Genomic DNA, 15,845 nt, shown 5'->3' with positions numbered 1-15,845 from the left:
TCGGGAAATGGCAATCGACCCGAGCGCGGACGTGGACGAGTCGGCAATCATCGGCGAGGGCACCCGTGTGTGGCACCTCGCCCAGATCCGGGAGGACGCGGTCCTGGGCCCGAACTGCGTGATCGGGCGCGGCGCGTACATCGGCCCCGCGGTGCTAGTCGGGGCCAACGTCAAGGTGCAGAACCACGCGCTGGTGTACGAGCCGGCGGTCCTGGAGGACGGCGTCTTCATCGGCCCCGCGGTGGTGCTGACCAACGACATGTATCCGCGCGCGGTCACCCCCGACGGCCGGATCAAGGGCGAACAGGACTGGCACGCACAGGGTGTGACGGTTCGTCAGGGGGCCGCCGTGGGCGCCAGGAGCGTGGTCGTGGCCGGCGTCACGATCGGCCGCTGGGCCCTGATCGCGGCCGGCGCCGTGGTCCACCGCGACGTCCCGGACTACGCCCTGATGGCCGGCGTACCGGCCCGCCGCATCAAGTGGGTGGGCCGCGCGGGCGTGCCGCTGACCCCGACCGACGACGGGTCGTGGCGCTGCCCGGAGACGGGAGACCTGTTCACCGAGCGGGACGGCGAACTGACCCCGGCGGCGACACGGACCTGAGCCGGGGCGGGCGACACGCCGCGAGCGGAGCAGGATGGTTGTCCGGTTCGGGTGGGTATCTCACGCTGAGGTGGTGAGCAGGGCACGCGTGGCCCCGGTGGCGGGTGGGAGGACTGAACATGGTCGGCTTTCCCTTCGTCGGACGCGCCGAGGTGTTGGCCGAGCTGGACGCGGCGCTGGCCGATGCCGGCGCGGGCAGCGGTGGTGCGGTCGCGCTGACCGGGGCGGCGGGTGCGGGGAAGACCAGGACCGCCGAGGAGGTCGCGCGGCGGGCGCGGGGATTCCGGGTCCTGTGGGTGAGCTGTCCGCCCGGGACGGCCTCCGCGCCGTTGCGCCCCTGGTCGGCGGCGGCACGGGAGCTGGTCACCGGCGACGTCGCGTGCGCCCGCCTGGCCGAGACGCTGCCGGCGCTGCGCGCGCTGGTGTCCGGCCGCGCGGTCGGCGAAACGCACGGGAGCGCACCCGAGGCGGCCCGCTTCCGGCTGGCCGGCGACATCACCGAACTGATCCGTACGGCCGCCGCGGGCACCCCGCTCCTGATGATCCTCGACGACGTCCAGGAAGCCGACGCCTCCTCGGTCCGCCTGCTCCCGGACCTCGCGCCGAGCCTGCGCACGACGACGGCGCTCCTGCTGGTGACCCTCCGGGAGGACGAGGCCTCCTGGCACGGCCGCTCGGCGGCCCGCTCGGCGCTCCTGCGCACCGCACGCCGCCTGCCGCTGGGGCCGCTCACCGAGCCGGACGTGGGCGCGCTGGTCGAGGCCGCCGGCGGCGGGCCGCCCGACCCGACGGCGGTCCGGACGCTGCACACCCGCTCCGGCGGGGACGCCTTCTTCGTCACCGAGCTGCTGCGCCACCGCGCCACCGGCCCGGTACCGGCCTCGGTCCGGGACGCGGTCGGTGTCCGGTCGGCCGAGCTGCCGCCGGAGTGCGCCCGGGTGCTGGGCGCGGCGGCGGCGCTCGGCACGGACTTCCGGCTCGACGTGCTCGCCGAGGTCACGCGGGTGCCGTTGGGCGAGGTGCGTACGGTCCTCACCGAGGCGACGGCGGCCGGGCTGCTCGCCCTGGTCGAGGCGGGCTCGGGCGCGTTCCGGCACGAGCTGATGCGGGAGGCGACGTACGAGGCGTTGTCCCCCACCGAGCGGGTGGCGTGGCACGAGCGGGCGGGGGCCGTCCTGGCCGAGTTCGCCGCCCGAGGCCGCGACGTCGCACCCGCCCAGGTCGCCCACCACCTGCTGCGCGCCGGCCCGGCACACGCCGAGGCGGCGGCCGGGTTCGCCCGCCGGGCCGGTGACGAGGCGGCGGACGTCTTCGCGTACGAGGACGCCGCCCAGTGGTACGAACGGTGCGCCGCGGCCCTGGCCACGATCGGCACGCCGGACACCCCACTCGCCGAGGTGCTGATCGACCTGGGCACGGCCCACCTGGGCATGGGCGAGCGCGCGGCGGCACGGACCGACTTCCTGCGTGCCGCCGACCTGGCCCGCCACGACGAACGCGCCGACCTGCTCGCCCGGGCCGCCCTCGGTCTGGGCAACGGCCCGGCCGGCATCGAGATCGACCTGCTGGACCGCCCCCAGATCGACCTGCTCACCGAAGCGAGAACCGCACTCGCCACCAAGCCCACCGCATCCCCCGCCCTCCTCGCCGCCGTCACCGCACGCCTTTCCGTGGCGGTCACCCTCATCGAGCCCGAGCCCATCCGCCTGGCCCTCGCCCAGGAGGCCGTGCGCCTCGCGCGCGGCTGCGGTGACGCGGCCGGCCTGGGCTACGCGCTCGCCGCCGAGTGCGACGCGCTCGCCGGCCCGGCGTACTGCGCCGAGCGGCTGGCCCGGTCCGCCGAAATCATCGACACGGCCCGCCGGTTGCCCGACCCGGCGCTCGAACTCCTGGGCCGCCGGCTGCGGATGGTGGCCCTGCTCGAACTCGGCAGGGTCGCCGAGGCCGATGCCGAGATGCCGGCCTTCGGCGCCGCCGAGCGTGCGCTGCGACATCCGCTCTACGCCTGGTACGTCCCGCTGTGGCGCGGCATGCGGGCGCTCCTGGAGGGCCGGTTCGCGGACTGCGCCCGCTGTGTCGATCGGGTGGAGGAACTGGGCCGCCGGGCCGGCAGCGGCAACGCCGCGCTGCTCGCGGCCACCCAACGCTGGTGCCTGCTGGCCGAGTCGGCGGACCGTACGGCCATCGCGGAGCTGATCACCGGGCAACCCCGCCTCGACGAGATCCCGGACGCGTGGGCCAAGGTGGCCCTCGCGCTGGTCGCCGCGCAGCTGGGCGACACCGAACAGGCCGAACGCCGGCTGGCGGCGGCCGGCCCGCTGCTCGCGGACGCGCCCCGGGACAGCGAGTGGTTGCCGATGCTCGCCCAGGCCGCCGAGACGATCGCGCTCATCGGTCCGACCCCGTTGGCCCGGCGGTTGTACGACTGGCTGTCGCCGTACCGGGACCTGTTCGTGGTCGAGGGCATCGGCGCCGCGGTGCGCGGCCCGGTGCACCGACACCTCGGTCTGCTGGCCACCGCGCTCGGCGACCACACCGCCGCCGAACGCCACTTCGCCGCCGCCCTGGCCGCCGCCCGGGGCATCGGCGCGGCCCGACTGGCCGCCCGGATCGCCCGGGAGGCCGGTGCCGCGCCGGCCACCGCGAACGGGCCGAACGTGTTCCGCCGCTCGGACCGCCTGTGGCGGCTGGGCTACGCCGATCGTGAGGTGACGCTGCCCGACAGCAAGGGCATGCGAGACCTCGCCGTACTGCTGGCCCGACCGGGCACGCCGGTGCCCGCGCTCGACCTGGCCACCACCGTGGGTCCCGGCGCCAAAGCCGCACCGCGGACCGACGACGCGCCGCACCGCCCGGGCGACACCGGCGAGGTGATCGACGCCGCCGCGCGCACCGCTTATCGACGGCGACTTCGGGAGTTGGAGGGCGAGGCCGCCGACGCGGACGCGGCCGGCGACGCGGAGCGTTCGGCCCGGATCGCCGTCGAACACGACGCGCTGGTGGGGCAGTTGTCCGCCGCGTACGGCCTCGGCGGCCGAGTCCGCCGCTCCGGCTCGCCCGCCGAACGAGCCCGAACCGCGGTCACCGCCCGCATCCACGCCGCCATCGACCGCATCACCCGGGCCCACCCACCCCTCGGCCGACACCTGGCCAACACGATCCACACCGGCACGCTGTGCGTGTACAACCCGGAACAGCCCGTCACCTGGCGGCTGTGAGCGGCGCGCAACACCCGATCGTGCGCCCGGCCGTAAGGCCCGATCGCACATCGTGCCGTGCGATCGCACGCCTTCCTCATACGGGGGTCCCCGGACGAGGGGATCGGAACCGATCGAGGAGGACATCGTGCCCGGCATCTCGAAAGCACAGGCCGCGTTCACCCTGGACGAGCCGGTGATCGAAGGCCGCTATGCCGAACTCGACGGCTACACCGTCGGGTTCGAGACCCACAAGGCCGACGTCGACCCGGCGGCGTTGTTCGCCGGACTGCCCGACGACCGTTGCCAGAGCCCGCACTGGGGTGTGGTGCTCACCGGAAAGGTGGTCTTCCGCTACCCGGACCACGACGAGGTCTACCGGGCCGGCGACGCCTACTACGGCGCTCCCGGCCACCTGCCGCTGATCTTCGCCGGCACCGAGCTGGTGGAGTTCAGCCCCACCGAGGCCCTGGCCCGGACCATGGCGATCGTCGGCCGCAACCTGGCCGCGACGAAGACGGCGCAGGGCGAGAAGGCGGGGGCCGAGCGATGAACGACGTACTCGTGGCCCGCCTGATCACCTTCCTGGAGACCGGCACCCCGCCGGAGGGCCTGTTCGCCCCGGACGCCTTCTGCGACCTGACCCTGCCGCAGTGGCGGCTCCAGGCCCGGGGCGTCGAGGACCTGATCGTGCTGCGCAAGGGCGGACACCCGGCCCCGGGCACCGTCGCGCGCCACCGGGTCGATCCGACCCCGAAGGGATTCGTGATCGAGGTCGAGGAGCGCTGGGAGCAGGACGGACGGCACTGGTACTGCCGGGAGTTGATCCGCGCCGACATCGAGGCCGACACGATCGCCCGGCTCTCGGTCTACTGCACCGGCGACTGGGACGAGGCACAACAGCGCCGGCACGCCGAGGAGGTGACACTGCTGGAGCCGTGAGCGCGTCGGGGTGGTCCTCCGCGGGCTCTCGCGGGCGCCTGCGGACGCCTGCGGGCTCTCGCGGGCTCTCGTGCGGGCCGAAGGCCACCCCGCCGGCCCGGCCCTGTCCCACACCCCGCCGGCGGCGGCCGCCCCGCACGCCCTCAGCGCCGCAGCAGGGCCCGCAACGCGTCGGCGACCTCGGTGGGCGCCTCCTCCGCCATGAAGTGGCCGGCGGAGACCGTCGTGTGGGCCAGGTCCGGCGCCCAGGCCGACCACAGTGCGGCGGCGTCGAAGCCGAGGGCCGCGCCCCAGTCCTGCTGGAGCACGGCGACCGGCATCGTCAGCCGGTTGCCGGCCGCCAGGTCCGCCCGGTCGTGCTCGACGTCGATCCCGGCCGAGGCCCGGTAGTCGGCGACGATGGACGGCACCGCCTCGCGGCAGGCCCTCAGGTACGCGGCGCGGACGTCGGCGGGGATCGCCCCCGGGTCGACGGTCCAGGTGTCCAGGAAGTGGCCGAAGAAGGCGTCCGGGTCGGCCGCGATCATCCGCTCCGGCAGGCCCGGCGGCTGGGCCATCAGATACAGGTGGAAGCCCACGGCCGCGGTCACCCCGTGCATGACGTCCCACATGTCGAGGGTGGGCAGTACGTCGAGGGCGGCGAGGTGGGTGATCCGGTCCGGGTGGTCGAGACCGGCGCGGAACGCCACCAGCGCGCCGCGATCGTGCCCGGCCAGCGCGAACCGGTCGTGCCCGAGGGCCGCGGCGAGCGCGACCACGTCGGCGGCCATCGCGCGTTTGGCGTAGGTCGTGCCGTCGGTGTCGACGGGCTTGTCGCTGGCGCCGTAGCCGCGCAGGTCGGGGCGGATCACCGTGTGGTCGTCGGCCAGGTCCGCGGCGACGTGCCGCCACATCAGGTGGGTCTGCGGGAAGCCGTGCAGGAGCACGATCGCGGGGCCCGAGCCGGTGACGGCGGCGTGCAGGGCGACCCCGTCCGCGACGGTGATCCGGTGGTGGCGTTCGGTGGTGGTGGCGGGTGTCATGGGTGGCCTCTGTTCCTCGTATCTTCTTCGTCGAGTCCTCGGCTTCGTCCGGTCCTCCTCGGCTTCGTCGAGTCCTCGTCGAACGGGTACCGCCAACCCTCGCCGCAGCGGATGAGCATCGGATGAGCGCGCGCTAGCGTGACTCGGAGCAGGACTCGGAGCGGGACTCCGGCAGGGACGAAAGGGCTGGTCATGGCGGCGGGCATCACGTTCGGGGTGCTCGGTCCCGTGGTCGCCTGGGACGCCGCGGGCGATCTCGTCGCCCTGAAGGGGCCCCGACACCGCGCGGTGTTGGCGCGGCTGCTCGTCGACCGGGGCCGGGTGGTGCCGGTCGCCCGGCTGGTCGAGGACCTGTGGGCGGATCCGCCCGAGGACGCGGTCGGTGCGGTCCGCACGTTCGTGTCCGCGCTGCGGCGGGCCGTCGAACCGGATCGGCCGCCGCGTGCTCCGGGCCGGCTGCTGGTCACGGCGGGGCCGGGCTATGTGTTGCGCGCGGATCGGGACGCGGTCGACGCCGGGCGTTTCGAACGCATGCTCGGCGCCGCCGACGCGCTGCCCCCGGGCGAGGCGCTGCTCCGGCTGACGGCGGCGCTGGACTGCTGGCGCGGGCCGGCGTACGCCGATTTCGCCGGCGAGCGGTGGGCCGGGGCCGAGCGGGCCCGGCTCGGTGAGCTGCGGCTGCATGCCGTGGAGCGCCGGGGGGCGGCCCGGCTGGCCGTGGGGCAGGCCGCGCGGGCGGTGGCGGATCTGGACGGGCACGTGGCCGAGCATCCGTGGCGCGAGGAGGGCTGGCGACTCCTGGCGCTCGGGCTCTATCGGGACGGGCGCCAGGGCGACGCGCTCGCGGTGTTGCGCCGGGCCCGACGGTTGTTGGTCGAGCGGCTCGGGGTGGATCCCGGGCCGGCGTTGCGGCGGCTGGAGGCGGACATCCTCGCCCAGGACGACCGGCTCGGCGCGACGGATCCGGCCGGGCGGGTGTGGGCGGAGGTCGCGGCCGAGTACGACCGCACGCTCGCCCCGGGCTCCCGGGCCCGGTTGGCGTCGTCGGTGGGCCTGGCACGCGACCTCGCCGTGGGTGGCGGAGGCGGCCTGGCGGCGGCCCGCCGGCACCGCGCGGCGACCATCGAGGCGGCCGAGGAACTCGGCGATCCGGAGCTGACCGCCCGGGTGATCGGGGCGTACGACGTCCCGGCGATCTGGACCCGCGTCGACGACCCGGAGCACGCGGCGCACGTGGTCGCGGCGGCGGAACGTACGCTGCGGGCGCTGCCGACGGGCGCGCACGAGGCCGCACGGGCCCGGCTGTCGGCCACGATCGCGGTGGAGTCCCGGGGGACCCGCTCGCCGCGCGCCGCACGGGCCGCCCGCGAGGCGGCGGAACTCGCCCGGCGGCTGGACGACCCGGCGCTGTCGGCGTTCGCCCTGAACGGCGTGTACATGCAGTCGTTCGAGCGGGCGGGCCTGTCCCCGCGCCGTGAGCGGATCGGCGCGGAACTGACCGAACTCGCCGAGCGACACGGCCTGTTCACCTACCTGGTCCTCGGCCGGCTGATCCGGATGCAGGGCCGTGCCGCCCTCGCGGACTTCGCCGCGGCCGAGGAACACGCGCTGGCGGTGGACCGGTTGGCCGACCGCCACGAACTGCCCGTGGCCAAGGTCTTCACCCGGTGGTTCCGCGCCCTGCGCCTGGCCGCGACCGGCTCGGCGGCAAAGGCGGACGAGGCCGAGGCCGCCTACCGCGACGCGGCCGGCCGGCTGTCCGGGGTCGGCATGCCGGGCCTCGAACACGGGCTGCTGCCGCTGGCGTTGTCGTGCCTGCGGCTACGGCACGGCCGGCCCGCGCCAGGCGACGAGGACACCGACTGGGGGCCCCACGAGCCGTGGGCCGGACCGCCGGCGCTGCTGGCCCGAGGCGCCCGGGACGAGGCCGCGGAGCGCCTGCGGGACGTACCGGACCCGCCGCCGGGGCTGCTGTTCGAGGCGCTGTGGTGCCTGGCCGCGCGGGCGGCGATCGGGGTGGGCGATCGGGCGGTGATGACGCGTGCCGTCACCGCCCTCACGCCGGCGGCGGCCGAGGAGGCCGGCGCCACGAGCGGCCTGCTGACCGCCGGCCCCGTGGCGGGTCACCTCCGCGACCTCGCCGACGCCCTCGGCTGAGCCCGACGGCGCGCCCTCGGAGTCAGGACCCGCTCGGGGCGCCGGGCGGTGGCGGCGCCGGCAGCAGGTCGGTGCCGTCCGCGGCGAACCGGTGCTTGTGCAGCGTGCGCGTGCGATAACGCCTGGAATACATGGGGTTGAGCGTCCCCAGTACGAGTACGGCGAGCAGGACCCACTGCCCGGTTCGGGGCGGAAGCAGGAGTTCGGGCTCGGTGAGAGCGGTGAGGCCGGGTCCGCTCAGGACCATCATGAGCACGAGGAGGACGATGCCCTCCAGATGGCCGCAGAGGTTTCTGCGGAGGAAGTGGAAACGGCCGAGGGCGTCGTCCCGGACCCACGTGCGATATCGGTCCGGCACCCGCTTGGCGAACAGGCGGTAGGCGAGCCAGTGGTGCAGCGGAGGGCGATCGCGCAGCCGGGTCAGCAGCCCGCCGCGCACGATGTCCCACGCCTCGCCCGTCGACGGCCGGGTCGCGCCGGGTGGGGCGGCGTCGAGCAGGGTGCCGAGGAGTTCGGCCTCCCGGGCGAGTCGGTAGCGGGGCGGGTAGGCGCGCAGCAGCAGGCGACAGTGTCTCTCGTACGTGTCGTTCATCATCCCGCCGGGTTGAATACGAAGGGTGGGCCACCGAGTCGGCGCGCGGCTCGGTGGGCGAGCTGTGCCAGTCGTGCGGTTTCGGCGGTGAGGGCTTGGCGGCCCTCGCCGGTCAGCGTGTAGTAGCGGCGGAACCGGCCGCCGACGACCTCTTCGCGGTCGAGGGCGATCAGGCCGTCGCCGGCCAGCCGGTCCAGCGCGCCGTACAGCGTTCCCGCGCCCAACTTGACTCTCTCGTCCGAGAGTTCGCGGACAGCGGTGATGATCCCGTAGCCGTACAGCGGCTCGGGGGCCAGTGCGAGCAGGATGAGGTAGCTCTGCTCTCTCAGTGGCTTCATGACCGTTATATATCGCGCGACGATATATAACGGCAAGAGGCGGTCGGGGGTGGTGGCACTACCCGAAGTCGGGCGGCTGGCCGGATCGTGCCGGGTGGGCACGGGCGCGGATCCTGGATCAGGCAACCGACCGCCATCCCCACAGGAGTTGACTCGTGCGTTCATCGGCACGGCACATGCGCCACCTTTCCCGACGACCCCGGATCGGCCGGCGCGGCACGGTCTCGGCCGTGGCGGCGCTGGCCGCCGGCCTGATCGTCGCGGGGGTGACGGCACCGCCCGCCGCGTCGGCCGCCGGCCGGCCGGACGGCGTACAGCGGGGCCTGGACACGCTGGTCGGGCCCGACGGCTCCGTGGGCGCGCCGGGCGCGCTCGCGAGTGTCGCGGACCGGCACGGGCACACCCGCACGTACACCGCGGGCGTGGGCGACATCGCCACCGGCGCCGAGGTGCCGCGGGACGGCCGGGTCCGGGTCGGCAGCAACACCAAGGCGTTCACCGCGGTGGTCGTTCTGCAACTGGTCGGCGAGGGCAGGATCCGACTCGACGAGCCGATCGAGACCTACCTGCCGGGCGTGGTCCACGGGGACGGGATCGACGGGAACGTCATCACCGTCCGACACCTGCTCCAGCAGACCAGCGGGCTGCCCAACTACACCGAGTACAACCTGCAACTCCGCTACTACGAGCCGCGCGAGCTGGTCGACATCGCGCTGCGACACCCGGCCGACTTCGCGCCGGGCGAGAGCTGGAAGTACAGCAACACGAACTACGTACTCGCGGGCATGCTCGTCGAGAAGGTGACCAGGCACCCCATCGCCCAGGAGCTGGACCGGCGCGTCATCAAGCGCATCGGCCTGCGCGACACCTACTTCCCCGCCCCGCACGACAGCACCATCCGGGGCCCGCACCCCAGGGGCTACGACCGGGAGTCGCCGGGTGCGCCGCTGACCGACATCACCGAGATGGACCCGTCGTGGGCGTGGTCGGCGGGCCAGATGGTGTCCACCGACTCCGACCTGAACCGCTTCTACGCCAAGCTCCTGAAGGGCGACCTCCTCAAGCCGGCCCAACTCGCCGAGATGCGCGGCAACACCCGCCCGGCGGACGAGACTTTCGGCCCCGGCGCGCGCTACGGCCTGGGCCTCGTCAGTAAGCCGCTGTCCTGTGGCGGTGGCGGCGGCAACGACCTGTACTGGGGCCACGGCGGCAGCTTCCCGGGCTTCGAGACCCGGGGCGGCGCCACCGACACGGGCCGCGCGGTCAACGTGGCGGTCACCGTCCAACTCGGCGACGCCGCCGCCAGGCAGCGTGTCGACGACATCGTGACCGCGGCCCTCTGCCGCCGCTGAGACGGGCCTTTCGGGTTCGTCCGGTTCGTCCGACGAGTCGGGCCGGCGGCGGTCGCGCGACTCGTCGGACGCCTCGGGTGCGCCGGGGTGGTCGGGTGGTCGGCTGGTCGGACGAGCCGTCAGGCCGCGGCTCGCCGGCGGACGGTGCGTTCGAGGATTCCGAGGGTGGCCTTGAGCGCCGACTCGGGGACCACCGGGAAGGTGAGGCGCCGCTTCCACTCCTCGGCGAGCCCCGACCAGTCGTAGTAGGACGTCACGAGGGTGCCGCCCTCGGCCGTCGGCTCCAACCGGTAGCCGTAGACGTGGCGCACGTGCGGTCGGATGCGGCCCTCGACGGTCCAGGCGATCTCCTCGTTCGGGACGAGCTTGGTGATCACGACCTCGACGTCGTACTTGCCCAGGGGGAAGTCCCCGAGGGCTTCCCGGTCCATGTGCACCACGAAGCGGTCGCCGGGGCGTTCCACCGGCCCGCCCTCGGCGTCGAGGAGCATTCCCGACGCGTCGATGTCCACGTGGCCCCGCGGGTCGGTCAGGACCGCGAAGACGGCTTCGGCGGAGGCGGGGACGAGGCGGGAGACCTCGACGCGTTCGACGGCCTCGTCCGGGTCGATCTCCTCGCCCTCGCCCGGCGTTCGCGCCGTGGCGGTCAGGGTCGCCCGGCCGAGGGTGTGGGTGGACATGGTGAAGCCGAGCAGGGCGGGGGTGCCGTCGACGGGGACGTCGATGGACTCGACGTCGAGGGCGTGTACGACCACGAGGTAGCGGTGTCGGCCGTGCCCGGCCGGCGGGGCGGCGCCGACGAAGCGGGGCGCGCGGGCGTCGTTGGGCAGTTGGAAGGCGCCTTCGGGCAGGCCCGAGCCGGTGTCGTCGCCCGCGCCCTCGGCGAGTTCGGTGACGTCGGCGGGGATGTCGGCGACCGCCCAGTGCCAGAAACCGGATCCGGTGGGGGCGTCGGGGTCGTGGATCGTGACGGCGAAGCTCTTGGTGCCTTCCGGCGCTCCGCTCCAGGAGAGGTGCGGGGAGAGGTCCTTGCCGCCCGGCATGCCGAACATGCCGGAGAGCTGCGCGGGCGCCCAGGGATCGCCGTCGGCGACGGAGGTGCTGGTCACGGTGAACGGGGCAGCCTCGGAGAGGCGGCTGAAGGGGTTGTCGGTGCTCATGGATCGACGATAACACGGATAATCGATTATCTGGAGGATCGTCTATAGTGAGCGGCGTGACCCAGACGTTCCCCGCCTCGTCCGCACCGGCGAAGCAGATGCTGTCCGAGCAGGTGCACGCGCGCCTGCGGGACGCGATCATGCGCGGCGTACACGCCCCCGGCGACGCGCTCAAGCCGCAGGACCTCGCGCGGGCGCAGGGCGTGAGTCTGGCCGTCGTGCGCGAGGCGCTGGTGCGGTTGGTCGGCGAGGGGCTGGCGGACCGGCTGCCCAATCGAGGGTTCGCCGTGCCGACCTTCTCGGATCGGCGCTGGCAGGAGATCGCCGAGGCGCGCCGGGTCGTGGAGCCGGTCGTGCTGCGCATGTCCGTCGAGCGCGGCGACGTCGACTGGGAGGTCCGCGTGCGAGCGGCGCACCACCGGCTGGCCCGGACGGCGCCGTACGACACCGAGGAGGGCGAGTACTACACCGGCGCCTGGGCCGAGGCGCACCGCGTCTTCCACCGCGCGCTGTTGGAGGGTTGCGGCAATCCGGTCCTGCTGGAGACGTTCGACCGCATGTGGACCGCGAGCGAGTTGGCCCGCCGCTGGTCGGCCCACCGCAACCCCGACCGCGACGGCATCGACGAACACCGCCGACTGGAGGAGGCGGCCCTGGCCCGCGACGCCGACGCCGCGGCCCGGATCCTGACCACCCACCTCACCCGAACCGCCGCGGACCTGACCCTCCCGGAATCCTGACCGGACCCGGGCCCCGACTCGTCACCGGACCGACGCGTCGAATCGCGAAGCAGAAGGCAACGATGAGCGCGTACCAGAGAGTCGTGCCCCAGTGCCAGGCGCCGATGACGACGAGGAAGAGCGCCCAGAGCAGAAGCAACGTGTGCCCCACCGCCGTTGCGGTGAACGCGCGCGATCGCAGGGCCGCCGAGCGCACGACGAGGCCGAACACGGCGTAGAAGTCGATCCCGGCCATGACCAGGGCGACCAGCGTCGACAGGCCGCGGCCATCGGAATCGACACCGTAGCCGTCGACCGTGGACGGACCCATGAACGGCCCGGTCAGCGGAGGCATGGCGTTCGAGTCGAGGCCGACATGGTCGACACCGACGGCGACGGCGTACCAAAGCCACACGGGGACTTCGAGCACCGACAACGCCCCGAGCCAGATACACAGGTACCTCAGGCCCCACGCGCGCAACGACTCGGAACGGACCACGTTTCCCCTCACAGTCCGACCCCGCCCCGGGCCGCCGGGCCGATTCCCCGCCCGGAGCCGAGAGTCGGCTCTGTGCGTCGGTGGGATCGACGCCTCGGACGACGACGCGGGTTCCGGGTTCCGAGTTCCGGGTTCCGGACTCAGCCGCGCCGCTCCCGGGTGAGCCGGTAGCGCCTCGGGTCCGCGATGCCGTGCAGATCCTCGGCGGCCAGGAACCGGTCGCCGCCGCCCAGGAGTTGCAGTCGCCGCACCTCGCGCACCGGCCGCAGCCCGAAGGCCGACTCCGGTTCCGGGTCGAGCCGACTCGCCGCGGCGCCGAACCGCCAACACCCGACGACCCGACCCTCCAGGCCCGCCCGACGGTGCGTGCCGGTCAGCGAACCGGGTCCGGCGGAGCCGTCCACCAAGGGGCCGAGTTCCACCGTCAACGACTCCCCGTATCGGGCATCACTCTCGATCGTCCAGGACCCGGGCCCGACCACCCCGCCGTACCCGAAACCGTCACCGGCCCGAGCCCCCAACCGCCGCCGAACCGAGGCGGCCACCTCGCGGACGCCACAACCGAGCGGCAACCGCTCCACGTCGCCACCACCCGGCGGGGCCGTCACATCGAGCGGCCGGACCACACACGCCTTGCCGAACGAGGCGGCGTATTCGCACTGCTCCCGCACATGCCGATCCCGGCTCGCGCCCCGAGACCAGACCAGCACAACGAGGTCGCAAGCCCCCAACTCCTGAAGCACCGACTCGGCGGGCAGGGGGTCGGCGGATTCCCGAACCTCGTCGACGGCGATCCGCACACCCCCGGCACGCAACAGGGCCCCAGACCGGCGGCCGGATCAGCGTCCACAGGCGAATGGGCGAGGAACACACCGCGCCGGAGGCGCCGTTCGGCCCCACCGGGCCCATCCCCCGGCGACCCGGGGCAGGTTCCGGCATTCACGACCTAGCCTCGAAGACCCCGAAGCAGTTCGATCCAGGCGGCTGGGCTGATCTGCAAGTGGCCGCGCCGGCGGTCCTTGGTGTCGCGGACGCCGGTGGACGTCGGGAGCGGGGCCACTTCGACGCACGACTGGTTCCCGGTGGATCGGCTGGCCTTTCGCCACGCGAAGTTGTCGATGTTCATGGCCCCCTCCCGTTGCTACTCCGCGAGGGCATCGAGCAGTTCACCCCATGCGGCCGGGCTTATCTGCAAGTGGCCACGCCCGCGATCTTTGGTATCACGTATACCCATGGACGTCGGCAAACGTGCCACCTCGACACATGAGTTGTCGCCCGATGAGTGGCTGGACTTCCGCCACACGTACGCCCCGATGATGCTCAAAGCGCTTCCAATCTGCTCTCGATCACCCGCCGCGACTCATCTTCGGAGAGCGCTGCGGCGAGTTGATAGTCCAGGTTTCGCCGGTGTCGACGAACACGCCGTTCATCCTTGATCATCTGCGATCCGCTCTCCCACTCGGCGTGCGCAACCGGCGCATCAGGGGCGGGCAGATCGAGCAACGTCACTGCCCCAAGGAACGGGTGGGCTTCGGCATCAAACGGCACGATTCTGAGGCACACGTGCTTGAGTCGACTCAGATCGAGCAGGTGCTGCAGCTGCTCTTGCAAGGCTACTCGCCCGCAGAAGCTTGCCGAAAGCACTGCTTCGGGAAGCGTTACGCGGACCGGGATTCCGCGCGCTGTGACGATTTCTGCACGGTGGAGTCGAACCTCCAAGAGCATTTCCGCATCGTCGGGATCCGGCACGAATGGCGTCTGCAGCAACGTTGCCCGGGCATAGCCGGGGGCCTGCATCGGCCCGGGAATGATGGTTGAAGCGACGTGCATCGCTGTCGCCCGTGCCTCGACCAGGATCAACTCTTCGTAGTCCTGATTCAGCACCTCCCCGTACTGCACCCACCAGCGATCCGGTTCCCGCTTCACACCCAACGCACGGTCGAGGTGCATCCGGGTCACCGGGGTCAGCGCCAGAATCTCTGCCAATACAGCCACATGATCCGGCTTGATGGGTGTCACCCCGGTCTCCAGCCGAGACTGTGTGCCTTCAGTCCAGCCGGCTTGCCGTGCCACGTGCGCCATGGGCAGGCCCGCCTCGCGGCGAAGCCGCCGCAGTTCAGCACCTACTTGTGCCGGAGTACGCATGATGTCTCCAATCACTCGTCTCGGCCGAGTTGCACGAAAAACGGAGTCAAGGTTGATGCAAGGTCACTTGCATGCAAGCGTAGTGGGTGTCACGAGTGATCGACTCTCCGTGATCGCAACTGATCACGCCTGCCCGAAGTCGAACGCCCTCGGTGACAGATGAGAGGCACCGGCATGCACAACATCCGGTCAGATCCACTAACCACAAAGACCGTTCGCCCCACCCCGGGCGCGTGGATCCGCGACGGTCTCAGCGGCCTGTGCGGGGTCTGCGAATCGTCCACCGCGCAAACCGTGTTCGCCCGCACACTCGCCGGCACGTCGTTCACGGCTCGTGCCGACGACGTCCGCGTCCTCTCACCCGAAGCGGCGACGGACGCGGTCTACACCCCACCCGTCAAGCCAACAACCAATCCCACCAAAGGAGTTCGCATGAGCAGCCTGCCACTGGTCCGCGAAGGCGACATCGTCGAGCACGCACACGAAGACCGACGCGGCGAGTTCCCGGCCGGCCGGGTCACCCTCACCGGCGTCGGCATGGTCACCGTCGAACCGCTCAACGGCACCCCGAAGTGGACCGTCGACCGCTACGACGTCCGGCACATCGACGAGGCAGCCCGCCGGTCCGACTGACCCGCAGGTGGGCGGGTGACCGATTCCAAGCAGCGCCCGCCCACCTGCGACACCCGCAACCCCGAAGGGCCGCAATGGCATACGCACCATACCGAGCACAACCACCCAACCGGTGCTCCGATCGCCAACCCCGTTCACTCGTCCGCTGGTTGCGCGCCGCAATCACGCGCAGGCCCGGCCTCGCAAAACCGATCCGCTTCCTGACCGGCACCGTGCCTCCCGACTACGTCCCGGCCGACTGGCGAGCCCGCCTCCCCAACCCGGCCGACCGCACCGAATCCGGCCTCGCCCACGACTGACCGCATCTTGCAGCTGCGGCGACTCAGGTGGGGAGGGTCGGGTCGGGTTCTCGAGAGGCGTTGCCGAGGGGGTCGGGCGTTCCCGGCGGGCGTTGCGCGTTTGGTTGCGGTGGCCGGTGCGGGGCTGGTCCGGCTCGCGGGGTGGGCCGCACCCGGCGTTCGGGGCTCCGAGGCTCGAAGCTCCCC

General features: G+C 72.9%; 17 protein-coding genes and 2 pseudogenes. 9 read left to right on the top strand and 10 right to left on the bottom strand.

Annotated features, from left to right (window positions below; translation table 11 throughout):
• Positions 1 to 7 precede the first annotated feature (7 nt).
• The 4 genes from EMA17_RS50055 (at position 8) to EMA17_RS50040 (ending at position 4,743) form a co-directional block, all read left to right on the top strand.
• Entirely contained in the window at positions 8 to 604 is a 597-nt protein-coding gene (locus EMA17_RS50055) for an acyltransferase (protein WP_126643883.1), read from the top strand.
• 119 nt (positions 605 to 723) lie between these two features.
• Positions 724 to 3,822 carry an AAA family ATPase gene (locus tag EMA17_RS50050; RefSeq protein WP_126643882.1) on the top strand — a complete coding sequence of 1,033 codons (3,099 nt, stop codon included), beginning with the start codon at positions 724 to 726 and terminating at the stop codon, positions 3,820 to 3,822.
• 127 nt (positions 3,823 to 3,949) lie between these two features.
• A complete protein-coding gene (locus EMA17_RS50045) occupies positions 3,950 to 4,354 on the top strand; it encodes a cupin domain-containing protein (protein ID WP_126643881.1) in 405 nt (134 codons plus the stop codon).
• On the top strand, positions 4,351 to 4,743 hold the full coding sequence (locus EMA17_RS50040) for a hypothetical protein (RefSeq protein WP_126643880.1): 393 nt from the start codon (positions 4,351 to 4,353) through the stop codon (positions 4,741 to 4,743). The genes EMA17_RS50045 and EMA17_RS50040 overlap by 4 nt, the downstream gene beginning before the upstream one ends.
• A 143-nt stretch (positions 4,744 to 4,886) precedes the next feature.
• Here EMA17_RS50040 and EMA17_RS50035 read toward each other — a convergent pair whose 3' ends face one another.
• The gene (locus EMA17_RS50035; RefSeq protein WP_126643879.1) at positions 4,887 to 5,765 is read right to left on the bottom strand and encodes an alpha/beta fold hydrolase; all 879 of its coding nucleotides are present in this window, start codon (positions 5,763 to 5,765) and stop codon (positions 4,887 to 4,889) included.
• A gap of 192 nt (positions 5,766 to 5,957) precedes the next feature.
• Between EMA17_RS50035 and EMA17_RS50030 the strand changes: the two genes are divergently transcribed.
• Positions 5,958 to 7,922, top strand: coding sequence for an AfsR/SARP family transcriptional regulator (locus EMA17_RS50030; RefSeq protein WP_126643878.1), 1,965 nt, complete (start codon positions 5,958 to 5,960; stop codon positions 7,920 to 7,922).
• 22 nt (positions 7,923 to 7,944) lie between these two features.
• On the opposite strand, the gene EMA17_RS50025 is transcribed toward EMA17_RS50030, so the two are convergent.
• Together EMA17_RS50025 and EMA17_RS50020 are read right to left on the bottom strand one after the other, a co-directional pair.
• Positions 7,945 to 8,517 (bottom strand): hypothetical protein, encoded by a 573-nt coding sequence (locus EMA17_RS50025; RefSeq protein WP_126643877.1) that lies wholly within the window; start codon positions 8,515 to 8,517, stop codon positions 7,945 to 7,947.
• Entirely contained in the window at positions 8,514 to 8,852 is a 339-nt protein-coding gene (locus EMA17_RS50020) for a PadR family transcriptional regulator (RefSeq protein ID WP_126643876.1), read from the bottom strand. The genes EMA17_RS50025 and EMA17_RS50020 overlap by 4 nt, the downstream gene beginning before the upstream one ends.
• A 176-nt stretch (positions 8,853 to 9,028) precedes the next feature.
• Between EMA17_RS50020 and EMA17_RS50015 the strand changes: the two genes are divergently transcribed.
• Entirely contained in the window at positions 9,029 to 10,204 is a 1,176-nt protein-coding gene (locus tag EMA17_RS50015) for a serine hydrolase domain-containing protein (protein WP_126643901.1), read from the top strand.
• Positions 10,205 to 10,323: 119 nt separating this feature from the next.
• Here EMA17_RS50015 and EMA17_RS55090 read toward each other — a convergent pair.
• Positions 10,324 to 10,779, bottom strand: a pseudogene (locus tag EMA17_RS55090) (SRPBCC family protein); the annotation flags it as partial.
• A gap of 51 nt (positions 10,780 to 10,830) precedes the next feature.
• Positions 10,831 to 11,364 (bottom strand): annotated as a pseudogene (locus tag EMA17_RS55085) (YbhB/YbcL family Raf kinase inhibitor-like protein); the annotation flags it as partial.
• Positions 11,365 to 11,420: 56 nt separating this feature from the next.
• Here EMA17_RS55085 and EMA17_RS50005 point away from each other — a divergent pair.
• Positions 11,421 to 12,104, top strand: coding sequence for a GntR family transcriptional regulator (locus EMA17_RS50005; RefSeq protein WP_126643874.1), 684 nt, complete (start codon positions 11,421 to 11,423; stop codon positions 12,102 to 12,104).
• Here the strand turns inward: EMA17_RS50005 and EMA17_RS50000 are convergent.
• From EMA17_RS50000 to EMA17_RS49980, 5 genes are all read right to left on the bottom strand, one after another.
• Positions 12,064 to 12,564, bottom strand: coding sequence for a hypothetical protein (locus EMA17_RS50000; RefSeq protein WP_148112352.1), 501 nt, complete (start codon positions 12,562 to 12,564; stop codon positions 12,064 to 12,066). The genes EMA17_RS50005 and EMA17_RS50000 overlap by 41 nt on opposite strands.
• 158 nt (positions 12,565 to 12,722) lie before the next feature.
• The gene (locus EMA17_RS49995; protein WP_126643872.1) at positions 12,723 to 13,397 is read right to left on the bottom strand and encodes a hypothetical protein; all 675 of its coding nucleotides are present in this window, start codon (positions 13,395 to 13,397) and stop codon (positions 12,723 to 12,725) included.
• A gap of 131 nt (positions 13,398 to 13,528) precedes the next feature.
• Positions 13,529 to 13,708, bottom strand: coding sequence for a DUF397 domain-containing protein (locus EMA17_RS49990; protein WP_126643871.1), 180 nt, complete (start codon positions 13,706 to 13,708; stop codon positions 13,529 to 13,531).
• 15 nt (positions 13,709 to 13,723) lie between these two features.
• Positions 13,724 to 13,885 (bottom strand): DUF397 domain-containing protein, encoded by a 162-nt coding sequence (locus EMA17_RS55080; RefSeq protein ID WP_281290637.1) that lies wholly within the window; start codon positions 13,883 to 13,885, stop codon positions 13,724 to 13,726.
• 17 nt (positions 13,886 to 13,902) lie between these two features.
• Positions 13,903 to 14,727 carry a helix-turn-helix domain-containing protein gene (locus tag EMA17_RS49980; protein ID WP_126643870.1) on the bottom strand — a complete coding sequence of 275 codons (825 nt, stop codon included), beginning with the start codon at positions 14,725 to 14,727 and terminating at the stop codon, positions 13,903 to 13,905.
• A 432-nt stretch (positions 14,728 to 15,159) separates the two neighbouring features.
• Here EMA17_RS49980 and EMA17_RS49975 point away from each other — a divergent pair, with 432 nt between their 5' ends.
• Complete coding sequence (locus tag EMA17_RS49975; protein ID WP_126643869.1) at positions 15,160 to 15,360, top strand: hypothetical protein; 201 nt, start codon at positions 15,160 to 15,162, stop codon at positions 15,358 to 15,360.
• A 149-nt stretch (positions 15,361 to 15,509) separates the two neighbouring features.
• On the top strand, positions 15,510 to 15,659 hold the full coding sequence (locus EMA17_RS53665; protein ID WP_218043279.1) for a hypothetical protein: 150 nt from the start codon (positions 15,510 to 15,512) through the stop codon (positions 15,657 to 15,659).
• Positions 15,660 to 15,845: the final 186 nt, after the last annotated feature.

The organism is Embleya hyalina, from assembly GCF_003967355.1.
Classification (GTDB): domain Bacteria; phylum Actinomycetota; class Actinomycetes; order Streptomycetales; family Streptomycetaceae; genus Embleya; species Embleya hyalina.
The sequence above is the reverse complement of the archived record's forward strand: the minus strand, read 5'-3'. Positions and strand labels throughout refer to the sequence as shown.